We start from the raw sequence: 17,637 nt of genomic DNA on the forward strand, positions 1-17,637 counted from the left end.
GTTTATTTATTAATGATTACTTTGATCTTTTGAGGTGGTATTTGAGATATGTACAATCCGTTATCAGCAAGCCTTTTTGAAATACTTGACTCCATTTTTAATTTCATAAGATCAGATCGTGTTGAGACAAATTCAGAATAGAGTTTGCGCTTTTCCTTGTTCAATAAAGCTATGCTTTGGACCTTTCTGTCTATTTGATGAGAACTGGTAATCATCAATAATGCAAGGAAGGTGAGGAAGATGATAAAGCCCCAATTCTTCTTTGCATCTTCATCCACAAGAAACTTCCCCTTAAGGATGTTGTACAAGGTTTGTTTGACTTTTGACATTTTGAGTTATGACTTCTGATTTGATTAATTCTTCTCTGCTATTCTTAATTTGGCACTTCTGGACCTGTTATTCCTTTTTATTTCATCGGCTGACGGAAGAATCAATTTTCCCACTTTTTTAAAAGGAACGCTTACATTCCCATAAAAATCCTTTTCCGGTTCACCCTTGAACAATCCAAACTGCATATATCTTTTTACCAGCCTGTCTTCTAATGAATGGTATGATATCACACTTAATCTTCCCCCGACATTCAGCAGATCCTCTGTTTGCAATAAAAACTCTTTAAGAACCTGCATTTCCTGATTTACCTCTATTCTGATGGCCTGAAATATCTGAGCCAAAATCTTATGTTCCTTGGACTTTGGCAAGAAACGCTTTAAAACCTCTTTTAACTGAAAGCTGGTTCTTATGGGGTCCTGGTTTCTGACCTGCACGATCTCTTTGGCTATTGCTCGGGAATTTCTTAACTCCCCATATTGATACAAAACCTGCGAAAGCTCCTCTTCAGTATACTTATTGACTACCTCAAATGCCGATAAGGTGTCATTTGCGTTCATCCTCATATCAAGTTCTGCATCAAACCTTGTAGAGAACCCGCGATCTGCGCTATCAAACTGATGTGAGGAAACACCTAGATCTGCTAAAATTCCATCTACTTTTTTCACTCCGTGAAAACGCAGAAACCTGCTTATGAACCTGAAATTCTCATTGATCAGAACAAAGCGCTCATCCTGTATCTCATTATTCAAAGCATCCGCATCCTGATCAAAGGCAAACAATCTTCCGTTGGCATCAAGTCGCTTTAGTATTTCTGTGGAGTGACCTCCCCCTCCAAAGGTCACATCCACATAAATACCATCTGGTTTTATATTAAGACCATCAACACTTTCAAAGAGCAGTACCGGGTCATGATAACTCATGATCGGCATCATTTACGTTTCCCATTACATCTTCAGCCAAATCAGCAAAATCAACCGTTGCATCATCTATGGCTCTTTCATATTTTTCTTTGTCCCAGATCTCAATGATATTCACTGATGATGAGAGCACAACTTCCTTTGTAATTCCCGAAAATAAATGCAGGTCTTTTGGAATCAGCATTCTTCCGGACACATCCAGCTCAACAACCTTAACTCCGGCAGTAAACCTTCTTATAAAGTCATTGTTTTTCTTGACAAACCTGTTTAGCTTGTTTACTTTCGCCATCATTTCATTCCATTCCTTCATGGGATACAACTCTAAGCATGGCTGAAAAACAGAGCGCTTTAAAACAAAACCATCCTGTAGTATGCTGGACAGTTGCTTTTTAAGTGGAGAAGGCAGCATAAGACGTCCTTTGACATCTGCCTTACATTCGTATGTACCGATTAGATTTACCACTTTGAGCCCTGAAAATTGATTTATAATGACAAATATAAAGATTTTTACCACTTTTTACCATTTTTTACCACTTTGTTGATAACTTTCTTTATATTCGTTTAAGTAATTGATTCATCGACCATTAAATAAACAGGATTTTTTTTGTGGAAAATAATTTGAACTAATGAAGAGAAAATTAGTACTTTGAACCAAATTATTTAAATTTGCAAATCGATAAGAATTTAGATCGTAAATGAAATACACCGTCAAAAAAGAAAATGGATATTCCTACCTTGAATCAGGTGAAGGAACCCCTTTAATCATATTGCATGGTCTCATGGGGAACTTAAGTAATTTCGATGGCGTTTTTGACCATTTTTCAGATTTAGGATATCAGGTCATCATGCCTGAACTACCCATTTACACACTTCCGTTGTTAAAGACTAATGTAAAGAGTCTATCAAAGTTTATCAAAGATTTTGTCAAATTCAAAGGTCTTGAGAAGTATATACTGATGGGTAATTCTCTGGGAGGGCATATCGCATTATTTCATACCAAGTTGAATCCGAACAATGTCAATGGCTTAGTGCTAACAGGCAGTTCCGGACTCTATGAAAACACCATGGGAGAAAGCTATCCAAAAAGAGGTGATTACGAATATATCAAAAAGAAGGCACAGGATGTTTTTTATGACCCTGAAATTGCTACCAAACAGGTTGTTGATGATGTTTTTGAAACTTTAAATAACAGAAATAAACTGATAAGGACCATTGCTATTGCCAAAAGTGCCATCAGACACAACATGGCAAAAGATCTTCCAAAAATGAAAGTTCCAACTTGTTTGATCTGGGGAAAACAGGACACGGTAACACCCCCTTCTGTAGCTGAAGAATTTCATAAATTATTGCCTAATTCTGAATTGCACTGGATCGATAAATGCGGGCATGCCCCTATGATGGAAACTCCTGATAAATTCAATGATTTACTCGAACCATGGCTCACAAAAAATTTCAGGTAAAAGGAATACTATTGCTTTTATGCGATTTTTTTGAATATGACATGTGACTTGACAGCAGTAAGCATTTGCTCAGTAACTAAATTATCCCAAGGATCTCTCCTGTACCTTCCGAAAACCTTATCTTTGCCTTGGAGACCATATGAAGCCAGACATCTCAGTCATTCATTTTCCGATCTCCAATTACAATCATGCCAAAAATCTTATTTTTTTACATTTCGCTTTTGCTTTTGATATCTTGTCAAAACAACCCTCAACAAAGTGAGGTTTCGGTCCTGGAACCCGAATCATGGGTTTTATCCGGATTTGAAAAAAAAGACGAGGTAAATCCGATTTTACGACCCTCGGACACCTTGATGTTTGTTTGCCCGATTACAGGAAAGGAAGTCCTGTGGGAAGAAAGAAATGTACTCAATCCTTCGGCCATAGTCACAAACGATAAGGTGTACTTGTTCTATCGGGCCCAGGATTCAATGGGCACCTCCAGAATTGGTCTTGCCATCAGCGAGGACGGGCTTCATTTTAAAAAAAACATGAAACCCGTGTTTTACCCAGAACAGGATTCTATGAAGCTGTATGAATGGAATTATAGAAAAAAAGACGGGATGCCGCTGGATGAAAATTGTAAGAGTTGTTATTTTGACGGCGCCGAAGATCCCAGAATCATTGAAACTGAAGATGGAACCTACATCATGACATATACCGCCTACGATGGCAAAAAAGCCCGACTCGCATTGGCAAGTTCAAAAGACCTTATGCATTGGACCAAACACGGGCTTGTTATTAAAAATGATTCTTTTAAAGATATATGGTCTAAATCCGGAGCCATAGTCGCCCAGCTGAAAAACAACAGAATGATTGCTGTTAAAATAGATGGCCTGTACTGGATGTATTTTGGAGACACAAGCCTCTATATGGCCTATTCAAAGGACCTGATTCATTGGGAACTTGCCATAAATGAAGAGAACGGTCAAATGATTCCGGTTATGCATCCCAGACAAGGTTTTTTTGATAGTCGACTCGTTGAACCGGGACCGTTCGCCTTGTTAAAAAAAGAAGGTATCCTCTTGATTTACAACGGAAGTAATGCATCAAATTTTAACGACCCTTTGTTACCCAAATTTACCTATGCAGCCGGACAGGCACTTTTTGATAAAGAGGCCCCATACAAACTTCTGGACCGAACCGATGATTATTTTTTATTTCCTGAAAAAGACTATGAAATGATGGGAGAAGTAAATAATGTTTGCTTTGTGGAAGGATTAGTATTTTACAAAAACAAGTGGTTTCTCTATTATGGTACCGGAGACTCAAAAATCGCTGTGGCAGTAAGTGAATCAGTTACTGTTGCCAGTGAATAGGCATATGTCATATAGAAGTATGCAATTTTAGAACTAATTTTAATTATGAAAATAAAATCAGCAGAATTCGTCATCAGTAATACAGATGTCTTCAAATGTCCGAAAGAGAATCTTCCCGAATATGCCTTTATAGGAAGATCCAACGTGGGAAAATCTTCTTTGATCAACATGTTGACCAATCACAAATCTTTAGCCAAAACATCCGGGAAACCGGGAAAAACACAACTGATCAACCACTTTATCATCAATAAAAATTGGTTTTTAGTTGATCTTCCGGGATATGGATATGCCTCAGTTTCAAAAGACAAAAGAAAGACTTTTCAAAAATTCATTAAAGACTACTTCAATAAAAGGATGCAACTCGCCTGTACTTTTGTGCTGATCGATAGCCGTCATGCTCCTCAAAAAATTGATTTGGAATTTATGGAATTTCTAGGCATTAACGGTATTCCGTTTTGTATCGTTTTTACAAAGGCAGATAAGCTCAATAAATCAACCCTGCCTAAAAACATTGAAATTTATAAAAAAGAATTATTAGAATACTGGGAGGAATTGCCAACATATTTTATTTCCTCATCTACCGACAAAACGGGACGTGAAGAAATTTTGGATTTCATTCAAAATGTAAATGACAGTATGAAGTAAGCCCCTTTCACGGGCCCTTCTTATGATCTGAGCAAGAAAGGATCAGGAAAGAAGTTATCAGCATAAAAACAAAGACTTTAATCATCGCTATATCTATTTAGATAACTACTGTAAAGTTAGCTAAAACAGGCGCTCTGTTAAAATATTCAAATGTAACATGAGTCACTGTTTCATATCCCGATCATTTAAAAACCTGAAGTGATTTTAATTCGTATTTTTACAGCCAAATGATCCCGGGAATGCACAGTACAAAAGATAATCTGCAAATACTTTTTGAAGACAATCACCTTATCATCATCAATAAAAGAGTCGGAGACATTGTTCAGGGCGACAAAACCGGCGACAAACCATTAAGCGAGGTTGTTAAAGATTATATCGCCATTACATACCAGAAACCCGGGAAAGTTTTTTTGGGTGTGGTTCATAGACTTGACAGGCCCACTACAGGAATAGTCATCTTTGCAAAAACCAGCAAAGCCCTGGAAAGGATGAATAAAATGCTCAGAGAAAAACAAGTTAAAAAGACCTATTGGGCCCTGGCAGAAGGGAACCCGGATTTATCGGAAGCAACACTGAAACACTATTTAAGGAAAAATCCGAAAAACAATAAGTCAACTGCCTTTTCCAAGGAAACCAAGGATGCAAAAAATGCTGTCTTGCACTATACCACCCTGCTAAAACTGGATCGTTATTCATTATTGGAGATTAATTTGGAAACAGGGAGACATCATCAGATCAGATGTCAGCTATCTGTTTGTGGTCATCCCATAAAAGGAGATTTAAAATACGGAAGTAAAAGGTCGAATCAAAACGGCGGTATCCATTTACACGCCATCAAAATTGAATTCAATCACCCTGTAAAAAAAGAACTTCTCTCAGTAGAAGCTCCCTTGCCCAATGATCCTCTTTGGGAGATTTGTGCCTCAAAATTAAAATAAAAGGATCATTCTCAATCCCAGATCCACCATTCTGCCTTTACCCCAAAATAATAACCCCATCTCTCGCTTCCTGTAAACTCAAGATATGGAGAATAAAGCGATTCCATGGCAAAATCATTATATCGGGCTACCGACACCACGGCCCTTAAATGAGGACGGGCCCAGGTATCTCTTTGACCCGTTGGAACATAAACCGGTGCCACACTAAATTTAAGCATACTGGCCCAGGGGTTATCGCCGTCCTTTCTCTGTGAATAATGTACTTCTGTTAGTAAATGAAAATAATCTGAAAGATAGTGCTCGTTCCTAAAACCAACGGTAACATCAAATTTCCTATTGTATACTTCCCGGCCAAAAAATGTTTTTGACAAACCATTGCCATCCGCCGCCCCTTTACTATGCGTCAAAATCACATAGCCATTCAAGGTGTATTTATCAGAAAAATTAAACACTGCATGATCTGTAACCGCAAGGCTATAAGCACCTTTGAAATTCTGAGCAATGGTATCAGGAGCCCCAAAAGTGAGCCAGGTCTTAGACAAGCCTCCATCTCCTCCATTTGCGATACCTGTTCCATATCTCATGGAAAAATCATTAAATGAACCAGGTAACATTTTTTCAATTTTATGTTGGTGTCTTAACCCTACCACAAAACCATAATCAGACGGAAAGTTAAACTCCTGTTCAATAGAATCTATTTCAACTTCACCATCGGCATTAGCCATTCTGTGTATCTCACCTAAAAGCGTAAGGCTGTTGTTTTTATTGATTTTAAAATCCTGTTCACCAATGACCACAACTCTTTGTCTAAGCGCAGTACTTGGCGTACCTGTTTTTATATTCAAATAGAAATAGGGAGGAACGGTTGCCGTCGTATCGGTTGACGCTACAAATACTGTTGATAATCTGGTGTTCTTAAACTCAACACCAAATCCTTGCCCTGAATGGTCATTAAAATAAAAATGGTCGGCAATATGGATATCCGGGCCCCTATATAATCTTGATCCGGCCCAAAGGCTCACTCCAGAACCTTTGATGTTCCTGGCTTCCACATAAATTTCAGGCAGCGCAAAAGCCAGTCCGCCCGCACTTGTCGAGGTGCTGTTACCAAAACTTGTAAGGCTTGTTGAATAAAAAGAAAACCTCAGCTGTGCATAGATTTGTGTACTATCGCCTTCTTTAGGGTTCCAATTAAAATTAGGGACCACCTCAAGGTAATCCTGCTCCTCAAGCCTCCCTCCGATACTACCCATATTATTCAGATTGAGCCTCCTGCCGATAGAACCTCCATTCTCATAATTCCAATCCACCCCGACACGACCGTAGGATCCCACATTAACCTTCTTATTGGTGGGGATTTGATACATAATCTGACCATGAAGCCATGGTGAAAAAACTAAAAAAACCAAGAAAAAAAAACATACCCCCAAGGCCGGCGGATATTCAATGGGTTTGGTTTTGTGAGACATCTGTAAGCAGTTAGTGATAACCGAAGATAATCATTGTTCCTTTTTTAAACAAAACTTTATAGGCCATAAAAAAGGAGGTCCATGACCTCCTTATCTGAATTAGCCCGATAGAAACACCTGCGCTTTATAAAATGTAATTCGTGCTGACAAAGTTTGATTTATTATTGTCGAGTATATCGTTCAATATATCCTTGTTGAGCTGATTATTTTTACAGGCAACCAGTGTTCTGATTGAAAATGACCTGAGCGCAGCACGAACACTTAGTGTGCTTACCGCTGAATCTTTTCTCCCTACAAAAGGATAAACGTCAGGGCCTCTTTGGCACTGACTGTTAATATTAACCCTGCACACCTGGTTCACGAGGCTGTCGATAAGTGGTGCCAGGGTATCGGCATTTTTACTGAACAGGCTCACCTGCTGACCGTAATTAGAATTCACTATGGAATCAATTGGTTCCTGAACATCTTTAAAGGAAAGGATTGGAATAACCGGCCCGAATTGCTCTTCGTGGTATATATCCATTTGTTCATTCACAGGATATAAAACAGCAGGGTACACAAAACTGTGATGCGAATCACCTCCACCTTCATTGATGATTTCTGCCCCTTTGGAAACGGCATCGTCAATAAGATCCTGAATATAGGCAGGCTTACCGGGTTCTGGCAAGGGCGTAAGTTTTACACCATCTTCCCAGGGAAGTCCGTATTTTAATTCCTTAATTCTGTTTACAAATTTCTTATTAAAAGTCTCGATGATATTTTCATGAACAAAGATCATTTTTAAAGCAGTACAGCGTTGCCCGTTATATGAAAGCGAACCCAAGACGCATTCTTCCACTGCCAGGTCCATATCGGTATCGGGAAGCACGATGGCAGGGTTCTTTGCTTCCAGACCCAGGACCAGTCTTAATCTGTTCTGCTTGGGGTGGTGACTTTGCAGGGCATTTGCAGATTTGCTGTTCCCTATCAAAGCCAAAACCTGAACCAGTCCGGTTTTTACAATGGGAGTAGCGACTTCACGTCCGCGCCCGAAAAGTATATTGACAACCCCTTTTGGAAATGCTTCAGCAAAAGCTTCGAGCAAAGGAGTGATCAAAATAACACCGTACTTTGCCGGCTTAAACACAGTAGTATTGCCCATGATCAGGGCCGGAATAAGCAAACAAAAAGTTTCGTTTAATGGATAATTATAGGGCCCAAGACACAAAACCACTCCCAAAGGGCCCCTTCTGATCTGGGCATAAACCTCACTGTGTAATTGAACCCTGGCGCAATTTCTGTCGAGCTCCTTTAATTCTTCAATGGTATCGTAAATGTATTCCACAGTTCTGTCAAATTCCTTCCTGGCATCCGGAAGTGTCTTTCCAATTTCCCACATGATGAAATTAACGACCTCTTCTCTTTTCGTAACCATTAAACCGGCAAACTTTTCCACGCATTTGATGCGTTCTTCCACCTTCATAGTCGGCCACAAACCTGTCCCGTTATCAAAAGCACTATTTGCAGCATCCAAAGCTTCCAAGGCATCTTTTTCTCCCATTACAGGAACCGTGCCCAGCAATGTAGGCTGTAATTCTCCGTGCTTATTCTTACTATAAACCGGCGAGTGTACCTCCGCGGTTTTGCCACTCCATTTTTTGACCTCTCCATTTAACAAATAGCTGTCGTATTTTTTTCCAAGTGGTACCTGAAATGATTGAGGTACTTTCTGATCATTGAAAATCGTCTTAATTGACATATTGAGTAAAATTTAGGTTATATAAATTGATTATCCGATGTACACAAAAGTAGCATTATATTAAAAACTGAAACAGTTGAGGGCTGTCATTAAGGTATTCTCCGAAAAATCCCAATTCCTTCATCCGTTGTAATAAAGGATCAAAATCAGAGCGGCTCTTAAGTTCTATCCCGACTACGGCCGTACTTCTGTCCCGGCTGTTCTTTTTAGCGTATTCAAAATACGTGATATCATCAGTCTCTCCCAAAACATTGACCACAAACTCCTTCAGCGCTCCCGCACGTTGAGGAAAAACAACCATAAAATAGTGCTTGACCCCTTCAAAGAGCAATGACCTTTCCTTGATCTCCTCCATTCTTGATATATCATTGTTGCCGCCACTAATGATACAGGCCACCCTCTTGCCTTCAATGGCATCTTTGTACTGATCTAAAGCGGCCACAGAAAGCGCACCCGCCGGTTCGGCTACTATGGCCTTCTCATTGTACAATTTTAACAAGGTGGTACATATCTTACCTTCGGGTACGACTGTTACTTCATCAAGGGATTCCTGACAGATTGCAAAAGGAAGTTCTCCCATCCTTTTCACCGCTGCCCCGTCAACAAATTTTTCAATATGGGTCAAAGTCGTATTTCTTCCATTTGACAAAGAGGTTGTCAAGGAAGGGGCTCCCTGTGGCTCAACCCCTATTATTTTAGTTTTAGGGCTCCTGATTTTAAAAACACTCAAAATTCCTGCAACAAGTCCTCCTCCTCCTACAGGGACGAACAAAAAGTCAAGCGGTTCATTGAGGTCTTTAAGTATTTCAAGGGCTACTGTACCCTGGCCTTCAATAATCTGTTCGTCATCAAACGGATGCACGAATTCAAATTGGTTCAATTCACTAAATTCACGTGCAACTGCGTAAGAAGCATCATATGTATCACCAACAAGCCTGATTTCTATATGTTCCCTGCCAAACATTTTAACCTGCTGGACCTTTTGCTGAGGTGTTGTGGTTGGCATAAAAATAATACCTTTGATTCTTAGAAACTGACAAACCTGAGCCACCCCCTGGGCGTGATTTCCTGCACTCGAACATACAACAGTTTTTATATTCCGGCTTTTTACAAGTGAACTGATCTTATTATAGGCACCCCTTATCTTATAAGACCTGACTCTTTGAAGATCTTCCCGCTTAAAGTATACTTCTGCCTTGTACCGCTCCGAGAAATGAGGCATCCTGATCAGGGGGGTGTGTTTGACCAGATCACCAATACGGTCAGCTGCCTCTTCAATTTTATCTATATCGATAAAAGTTTTTGTCATATGTACCAATTAAAAAACCACCGGTTTCATTATTTTGAAACCGATGGTCAACTCAATTCTATAAGTTAATTTTTCGATTTCCTGATTAAACAATCTTAATCATTGCAGTCATTGATTCTCTTAATTCAGAACCAATAATTTCTACAGGATGATAACGCACTTCTTCATTCACTGCAATCAATTCCTGATTATCCACACCATTGTTTGTTCCTTTGCCAAAGGTCGTACCTATGACATCTGTTTCTATCCCCTTCATAAATTCAGTCAATAATGGTTTACAGGCATGATCAAACAAATAACAACCATATTCAGCAGTATCTGAAATCGTTGCATTCATTTCATATAGTTTTTTACGTGCTATCGTATTTGCGATCAAGGGAGTTTCATGTAATGATTCATAGTAAGCTGATTCGTCGATGATCCCGGCTTCGGTCATGGTCTCAAAGGCCAATTCGACGCCTGCCCTTACAAAGGCCACCATCAATACTCCGTTGTCAAAATATTCCTGTTCTGAGATCTCAACATTTCCGGCTGCTGTTTTCTCAAACGCCGTTTCTCCTGTTGCCGCTCTCCAGGTCAATAGGTTTTTATCATCATTTGCCCAATCTTCCATCATGGTTTTTGAAAACTCTCCAGACATAATATCATCCATATGCTTGTGGAATAATGGCCTCATGATCTCTTTCAATTCTTCAGATAAAGCGTAAGCCTTCAGCTTAGCCGGATTTGACAAACGATCCATCATATTGGTTATTCCACCGTGCTTAAGAGCCTCTGTTATGGTTTCCCAACCGTATTGAATCAATTTTGAAGCATATCCGGCATCTATTCCTTTTTCGATCATTTTATCAAAACAAAGGATCGATCCTGTTTGCAGGACACCACATAAAATTGTTTGCTCACCCATCAGGTCAGACTTCACTTCGGCAATAAAAGACGATTCCAAAACACCGGCCTTATCTCCTCCGGTCGCAACAGCATAGGCTTTTGCTTCTGCAAGCCCTCTTCCCTGCGGGTCATTTTCGCTGTGTACCGCTATCAATGTTGGAACTCCAAAACCTCTTTTGTATTCTTCCCTTACCTCTGATCCCGGACTCTTTGGTGCCACCATGATCACGGTAAGGTCTTTGCGGATCTGCATTCCTTCTTCCACGATATTGAACCCATGAGAATAAGCAAGTGTAGCTCCTTGTTTCATTAATGGCATCACAGCTTTTACAACTGGAGTATGCTGTTTATCAGGAGTCAAATTACAAACAAGATCAGCAGATGGGATCAATTCTTGATACGTCCCAACAGTGAAACCGTTCTCTGAAGCATTTATAAAAGATTGTCGTTTTTCATGTATTGCACTTTCTCTTAATGCATAAGAAATATCCAATCCTGAGTCTCTCATGTTCAGGCCCTGATTCAGGCCCTGAGCACCGCAACCCACAATAACTACTTTTTTCCCTTTTAAAGCCGACACGCCTTCTGAAAATTCAGAAGTGTCCATAAACCTGCATTTTCCCAGCTGCGCCAATTGTTCTCTTAATGAAAGAGAATTAAAATAATTTGCCATTATAGTTTTAATTTATTTTTTAATTTAACTGTTTTCTTAATAATTCCGATATTTTCATTTCTTCCTTAGTCACTGAAATTCTGCCAGAGCGAACAAACTGCATAATTCCATAAACCGACAGGTCGTCATACAAGGCATCTATTTCTTCCCTCCGACCCGACTTTTCTATGACAAAGAATTCAGGTGATACCGTTACGATCTGAGCATTGCTGTTTTTAATGATATTTTGAATTTGACGCTCTTCAAAGAGAAGACTCGATTTGATCTTAAATAAAGCCGATTGTAAAAATATGCATTCGTCATTGGTATGGTAATAGGCTTTAATGACCTCAACTTGTTTTTCAATCTGACCAATGATCTTTTTGACCTGCTCTTCAGAAATGTCAACAACAATAATAAACCTGGAAACATGTTCAATTTCCGAACCCGATACCGTCAGACTTTCAATATTGATGTGTCTTTTTAAAAAAATTGTTGCGATTCTGTTTAACAATCCCAGATTGTTTTCAGAGTATACTGATATGGTATATTTTTCTGTCTTCATTTTTATTATTTTAATCTGATGTCAGACACACTTGATCCGGTTGGAATCATCGGAAATACATTCTCCTCCATTTCTACTGCAACTTCAAGGAAATACGACTCCTTTGAAGCGACCATTTCTTCTATAGCTTCAGTGAGTTCCTTTCTTTCAGAAACTCTTCTGGCCTTTATGCTATACCCTTCGGCAATCTTCACAAAATCAGGGTTGGTCATTATTGTCGAAGCATATCGACCATCAAAAAACAACTCCTGCCACTGACGTACCATACCGAGAAACTGGTTGTTCAACACCACAATCTTTACCGGAACCTTGGTTTGTAAAATGGTTCCTAATTCCTGTATGTTCATTTGAAAGCCACCGTCTCCTATAATGGCAACAACCTCTCTTTCCGGAGCGCCCATTTTAGCTCCTATTGCAGCAGGCAAGGCAAATCCCATAGTTCCAAGGCCTCCTGAAGTTATCTTGCTTTTCCCATATTTAAACTTACTGAATCGGCTGGCAATCATCTGATGCTGTCCTACATCCGAAACGATTACTGCTTCTCCTTTTGTAGCCTTATTCAAAGCCACGATGGTCTCTGCCATGGTAAGGCCGTCCACATTTACATTGATTTGACCATCAATTACTTCCTTAAATTCTATCTCATATAAATCATGGAATTCCTGCATCCATTCCACATATTGTTTTTTCTCAATCAGAGGAAGAATAGCCGAAAGCGTATCCTTTACATTGCCCATAACGGCAACGTCTGTTTTTACATTCTTATCAACCTCTGCCGGGTCAATTTCAAAATGAATTATTTTGGCCTGCTTGGCGTAGGTTTCCAGGTTTCCCGTTACCCTGTCATCAAATCGCATTCCAACAGCGATCAGTACATCGCAAGAATTGGTGAGCACATTGGGGGCATAATTCCCGTGCATACCTACCATACCCACATGGAGTTCATGATCTGACGGTAATGCAGACAAGCCCAGCAATGTTGAAGCAGAAGGAATACCCGCCTTTTCAATAAAGTCCTTGAACTCTTTTTCGGCTTTTCCCAAGGTCAAACCCTGACCCCATACAATAAATGGTTTTTTTGCTGCATTGATCAATTCAGCAGCAGCAGCTATGCTGTTTGGGTCCATCTCTGGAACTGGATTGTAACTTCTCACTTCTTTGCAGTGTTCATAGGTAAAATCAAGTTCCCCAAACTGCGCGTCTTTGGTGATATCAATCAATACCGGACCAGGTCTTCCTGCTTTGGCGATATAAAAGGCCTTGGCCATAATTTCAGGAATTTCAGACGCTTTTGTGATCTGATAGTTCCATTTGGTCACAGGGGTTGATATACTAATAATATCTGTTTCCTGAAAAGCATCACTACCCAAAAGGTGAGATCCGACTTGCCCCGTTATACATACCAATGGGGTTGAGTCAATCTGGGCGTCAGCAATTCCCGTGATTAAATTAGTAGCGCCTGGACCTGATGTTGCAATTGCAACACCGACCTTATCAGAAACCCGTGCATAGCCCTGTGCCGCGTGAACAGCACCTTGCTCATGCCTTGTCAATACATGATGTAATTCTTTTTCATATTTATAGAACTCATCGTAAACAGGCATAATGGCACCTCCCGGATAACCATAAATCAGATCTACACCTTCTTCCAAAAGACATTTCACAACTGCTTCTGCCCCGGATATTCTTAAACTCTTATTATTTGTCACTTTTTGAGTCGATTTTGTCATTGTTTCCATAAATAACAATTTAGTATTTAGTTTTTTCTAAAACTTGTCCGTAACGCAACCTTCAGAAGCGGAAGAAACAGTTTTTGCATATTTATATAATATTCCTTTTGTGTGTTTGGGAGCTGGAGCTGTCCATAAATCTCTTCTCCTCAAAATCTCTTCTTTTGTGAGATCAACATCTATCGAATTATTGGCAGCATCTATAGTGATCATATCTCCGTCCTCGAGCAATCCAATTAATCCTCCAGATTGTGCTTCAGGAGTAATGTGACCCACAACAAAGCCATGCGTTCCTCCTGAAAATCTCCCATCAGTAATCAGCGCAACGGTCTTTCCTAAACCGGCTCCCATGATCATTGAAGTTGGTTTTAGCATTTCGGGCATTCCGGGTCCTCCTCTCGGGCCAACATAACGTATCACCACAACATCCCCCTGTGATACTTTACCGGCACCAATACCGTCATTGGCTTGCTGTTCTCCATCAAAGACAACTGCCTTTCCTTTGAAAAGGTTTCCTTCTTTCCCGCTTATTTTTGCAACAGCTCCTTCTGAAGCCAGATTTCCAAAAAGGATCTGTAAATTACCTGACGATTTCAAGGGATGGTCGGTTGGATAGATCACTTGCTGGTCCTCCTCAAAACTCAGGGGTTTTACATCCTTTAAGTTCTCCGCAAGGGTTTTCCCCGTAACGGTCATACAATCTCCATGTAAATACCCTTCTTCGAGCAAATACTTCATAACAGCAGGGGTACCGCCCACTCCGTGAACATCTTCCATTAAATATTCACCACTTGGTTTTAGATCTGCTATCAAGGGTGTTCGGTCGCTTACGCGTTGAAAATCGTCTAGTGTAAAGTCAATTCCAGCCGCATGTGCAATAGCCAAATAATGCAATACTGCATTTGTTGAACCCCCCAGGGCGTTGACCAGGGCCACCGCATTCTCCAGCGATTTTTTACTTATGATATCCAGGGGCTTCAGATCAAGTTCAAGTAAGTTTTTTATGGCATCAGCTATCCTTGTTCCTTCATTTTCCTTATGTGGATTTTCAGCGGGAATTGATGAATTATAGGGGAGGGCAAAACCCATCGCCTCAATAGAAGAGGCCATGGTATTGGCGGTATACATTCCCCCGCAGGCCCCTGCACCGGGAATGGCGCTTTTTATGATTTCCTTATACTCCACATCTGAAATTTCTCCTGATATTTTTTGCCCAAGTGCTTCAAAAGCCGATACTATGTTTAATTTGCGGCCCTTGTAACTTCCTGAGGCAATCGTCCCTCCATATACCATCAGAGAGGGTCGGTTCAATCTAAGCATGGCCATTATGGCTCCGGGCATATTCTTATCGCAACCCACTACCGACACCAGGGCATCGTAGCTTTGAGCATTCATGACCACCTCAATAGAATCTGCAATAATATCCCTTGACGGCAATGAATAATTCATGCCACTTGTTCCCATAGAAATGCCATCACTGACTCCTATAGTGTTAAATATCAAGCCTACCTGATCCTTCTTATTTACTTCTTCTTTGATTCCTGATGCCAAATCATTCAAATGCATGTTGCAGGGATTGCCATCATAACCTGTGCTGGCAATACCCACTTGTGGTTTCTGCATATCTTCATCACTCAGGCCGACTGCATAAAGCATCGCCTGGGCTGCTGGTTGCGTTTCATCCTGAGTAAGTCTTTGACTGTGTTTGTTTAACCCGTTCATTTACTGAGAAAGATCTTTTAGTTCGTATTGAGATTATTTTATTGGAAGTTGTTATTCTTTAAATAATCATCAAAAATAAACAGGCTTTCTGCCATAGTTGAATTCTTATTTATTTTATTACAATATCCAATTGAGCTTGATATTCATTAATTATCTGACAAACAACTACTTAACAACACTTATTTACAAGGTTTAACAAAAAAAAAACCTTCCCCAAAGGAAGGTGTTCTATAATGATCTTACAAAATAAGTTTCAGCTTTATTTTTGATTAAATAATCAGAAAATGAACTGATCCATAATGAAACCTCTGCTCGTCAGATGTTTTATCACCGTCAAGTAAAGTACTGCTATTTATATTTGAGTTTAGATTTTTTCTTGATAATCGATTCTACCGAAACGTTTTCAATTTTACTTTCTAACCAAGATATGATATCCAAATACATAAATGAACGCTTTTCGTAAGGGTGATTTTCAAACTCCTTAAGCTCCAGATAAAGTTCCTTAAAGGCATTTCTCAATTCATGAGGATATATTTTACTTAAATTTCTTAAAAATGCGATTATTTTTTGCTGTACCAAATGCAGTTCATTCATCTTGATTAAAAACTTGTAGGTAGACTTTATCAATGCCTCCAGATTCTGATCCATACCAGCTTCATAGTGAGCAATAAGATTCAATATTCTGGTAAAACAAAGTAAATCTTCACGCATTCCCAACTGCTTGTTTTTCATGATCTTTTCTAGGTAAAAGATACATTTTTCATACTTTGAAGCACCAAAATACAAACTGGCAAACTTATAATAGAAGACCATGACATGATGCTCGTCAATTTTTGACCGATGGCTTTCGATTTCATCCAATACCTCCGGAATCAAACTAAGGCCCAGGTTAAAATTACCTTCCAAAAAATACAAATTGATCTTATTGAGGTACAGATACAGAAAAGCCAAGGACTCCGTATTTTCATTGATGAGAAAATTTTGCTTTTTCAGTTCTTCTTCAAAAAATATCAAAGTAGACCTGAATTTAGTCAAATGCTGAACCAGGAACAAAACTTCAAGAAGGTAATTGATTCCCTTTAAATAAAACACAGGATTGGTTTTTTTCATTTCAGGATTGTAACAGAACAAATCAACCCATTTCTGGGCATATCGATATCCCGAAACAAAATCCTGAACGATAAAATTATACCAGAGGTAGGCCTTGTACAGGTACAGTTTTTCAATGATGCCTAATTTTCTGATATCGTATTCGGGTAATGACGACTTAAAAAACGCACGGACTTCTTCAAAATCCTTGTCGTTACTCACGTATCCTCTTTTCAATAGCATACTGTATAACTGAAGTGACAAGTTCGAAAGCTTGCTGAGCATCAAGGTTTTCTCTCCCAGGTCTTTTGATTGTGCGATCAAATCATCTGCCCTGCTGCTCAAACTCCTGGTAATGTATTGTGACTCCACGACCTTCTCTAATTCCACAATACTAAACGCAAGGATTGTGTCTTCATTCGACAATGCTATTGCCTTGGCCTTATCCAAAACCTTGAGGCTTTGTCTGTGAAGTCCTTTGTTATACAAAATTGTGGCAAAATCCAACTGTTCTCTCACCTGCATTTTTGCATTTTGATGTATCGGATTCAGTTTAAGGCTTACAAGGATCTGCCTGTATAAATGGGCTTTGGAATTAGAGAGTTGCTGTTTCTTTATATTAGTTTTTAAAAGAATCTGCTTTTCATCAAATTCAGTCAGTTTGTCCAAAACCGAAAAAAGAGCGATAAAATTCTTCTCCGAATTTCCTCCCAGTCTTCCGGCATATAATTTAAATTGTCTTTTTTCTGATTTTGTCAATGATTTGACCAATAAAAAAAGAGCGTCTGTTTTTTCCATAGACATCGTAATAAAATACCCTTAACAGC

The 17,637-nt window shown here is 39.5% G+C and carries 15 protein-coding genes; 4 read left to right on the plus strand and 11 right to left on the minus strand.

The genetic code is table 11. From position 1 onward, the window contains the following. Positions 1-2 precede the first annotated feature (2 nt). The 3 genes from AABB81_RS09105 to AABB81_RS09115 are packed head-to-tail and all read right to left on the minus strand — an operon-like array spanning position 3 to position 1,710. Complete coding sequence (locus AABB81_RS09105; RefSeq protein ID WP_342160075.1) at positions 3-329, minus strand: FtsL-like putative cell division protein; 327 nt, start codon at positions 327-329, stop codon at positions 3-5. 24 nt (positions 330-353) lie between these two features. Beyond that, a complete protein-coding gene (gene rsmH, locus AABB81_RS09110; protein ID WP_342160076.1) occupies positions 354-1,250 on the minus strand; it encodes a 16S rRNA (cytosine(1402)-N(4))-methyltransferase RsmH in 897 nt (298 codons plus the stop codon). Next, positions 1,237-1,710, minus strand: coding sequence for a division/cell wall cluster transcriptional repressor MraZ (locus AABB81_RS09115; RefSeq protein WP_342160769.1), 474 nt, complete (start codon positions 1,708-1,710; stop codon positions 1,237-1,239). Before AABB81_RS09115 ends, rsmH begins: the two co-directional genes overlap by 14 nt. A gap of 232 nt (positions 1,711-1,942) precedes the next feature. Here AABB81_RS09115 and AABB81_RS09120 point away from each other — a divergent pair, with 232 nt between their 5' ends. The 4 genes from AABB81_RS09120 (at position 1,943) to AABB81_RS09135 (ending at position 5,648) form a co-directional block, all read left to right on the plus strand. Beyond that, positions 1,943-2,707, plus strand: coding sequence for an alpha/beta fold hydrolase (locus tag AABB81_RS09120; protein ID WP_342160077.1), 765 nt, complete (start codon positions 1,943-1,945; stop codon positions 2,705-2,707). A 188-nt stretch (positions 2,708-2,895) separates the two neighbouring features. Next, complete coding sequence (locus tag AABB81_RS09125) at positions 2,896-4,065, plus strand: glycoside hydrolase family 130 protein (protein ID WP_342160078.1); 1,170 nt, start codon at positions 2,896-2,898, stop codon at positions 4,063-4,065. Between the two features lie 45 nt (positions 4,066-4,110). Then, the gene (gene yihA, locus AABB81_RS09130) at positions 4,111-4,710 is read left to right on the plus strand and encodes a ribosome biogenesis GTP-binding protein YihA/YsxC (RefSeq protein WP_342160079.1); all 600 of its coding nucleotides are present in this window, start codon (positions 4,111-4,113) and stop codon (positions 4,708-4,710) included. Between the two features lie 239 nt (positions 4,711-4,949). Then, a complete protein-coding gene (locus AABB81_RS09135; protein WP_342160081.1) occupies positions 4,950-5,648 on the plus strand; it encodes an RluA family pseudouridine synthase in 699 nt (232 codons plus the stop codon). Between the two features lie 11 nt (positions 5,649-5,659). Here AABB81_RS09135 and AABB81_RS09140 read toward each other — a convergent pair whose 3' ends face one another. The 8 genes from AABB81_RS09140 to AABB81_RS09175 form a co-directional block, all read right to left on the minus strand. Next, positions 5,660-7,117, minus strand: coding sequence for a carbohydrate porin (locus tag AABB81_RS09140; RefSeq protein ID WP_342160082.1), 1,458 nt, complete (start codon positions 7,115-7,117; stop codon positions 5,660-5,662). 124 nt (positions 7,118-7,241) lie between these two features. After that, on the minus strand, positions 7,242-8,855 hold the full coding sequence (locus tag AABB81_RS09145; RefSeq protein WP_342160083.1) for an NADP-dependent glyceraldehyde-3-phosphate dehydrogenase: 1,614 nt from the start codon (positions 8,853-8,855) through the stop codon (positions 7,242-7,244). A 55-nt stretch (positions 8,856-8,910) separates the two neighbouring features. Beyond that, a complete protein-coding gene (gene ilvA / locus AABB81_RS09150; protein ID WP_342160084.1) occupies positions 8,911-10,164 on the minus strand; it encodes a threonine ammonia-lyase IlvA in 1,254 nt (417 codons plus the stop codon). An 85-nt stretch (positions 10,165-10,249) separates the two neighbouring features. Further along, the gene (gene ilvC / locus AABB81_RS09155; RefSeq protein WP_342160086.1) at positions 10,250-11,725 is read right to left on the minus strand and encodes a ketol-acid reductoisomerase; all 1,476 of its coding nucleotides are present in this window, start codon (positions 11,723-11,725) and stop codon (positions 10,250-10,252) included. A gap of 19 nt (positions 11,726-11,744) precedes the next feature. After that, a complete protein-coding gene (ilvN, locus tag AABB81_RS09160; protein WP_342160087.1) occupies positions 11,745-12,269 on the minus strand; it encodes an acetolactate synthase small subunit in 525 nt (174 codons plus the stop codon). 5 nt (positions 12,270-12,274) lie between these two features. Then, on the minus strand, positions 12,275-14,008 hold the full coding sequence (gene ilvB, locus AABB81_RS09165; RefSeq protein WP_342160088.1) for a biosynthetic-type acetolactate synthase large subunit: 1,734 nt from the start codon (positions 14,006-14,008) through the stop codon (positions 12,275-12,277). A 27-nt stretch (positions 14,009-14,035) separates the two neighbouring features. Then, on the minus strand, positions 14,036-15,721 hold the full coding sequence (gene ilvD / locus AABB81_RS09170; protein WP_342160089.1) for a dihydroxy-acid dehydratase: 1,686 nt from the start codon (positions 15,719-15,721) through the stop codon (positions 14,036-14,038). 348 nt (positions 15,722-16,069) lie between these two features. After that, complete coding sequence (locus AABB81_RS09175) at positions 16,070-17,608, minus strand: hypothetical protein (RefSeq protein ID WP_342160090.1); 1,539 nt, start codon at positions 17,606-17,608, stop codon at positions 16,070-16,072. Between the last annotated feature and the right edge of the window lie 29 nt (positions 17,609-17,637).

Source organism: Lutimonas vermicola, assembly GCF_038433205.1.
Taxonomy (GTDB): Bacteria; Bacteroidota; Bacteroidia; order Flavobacteriales; family Flavobacteriaceae; genus Lutimonas; species Lutimonas vermicola.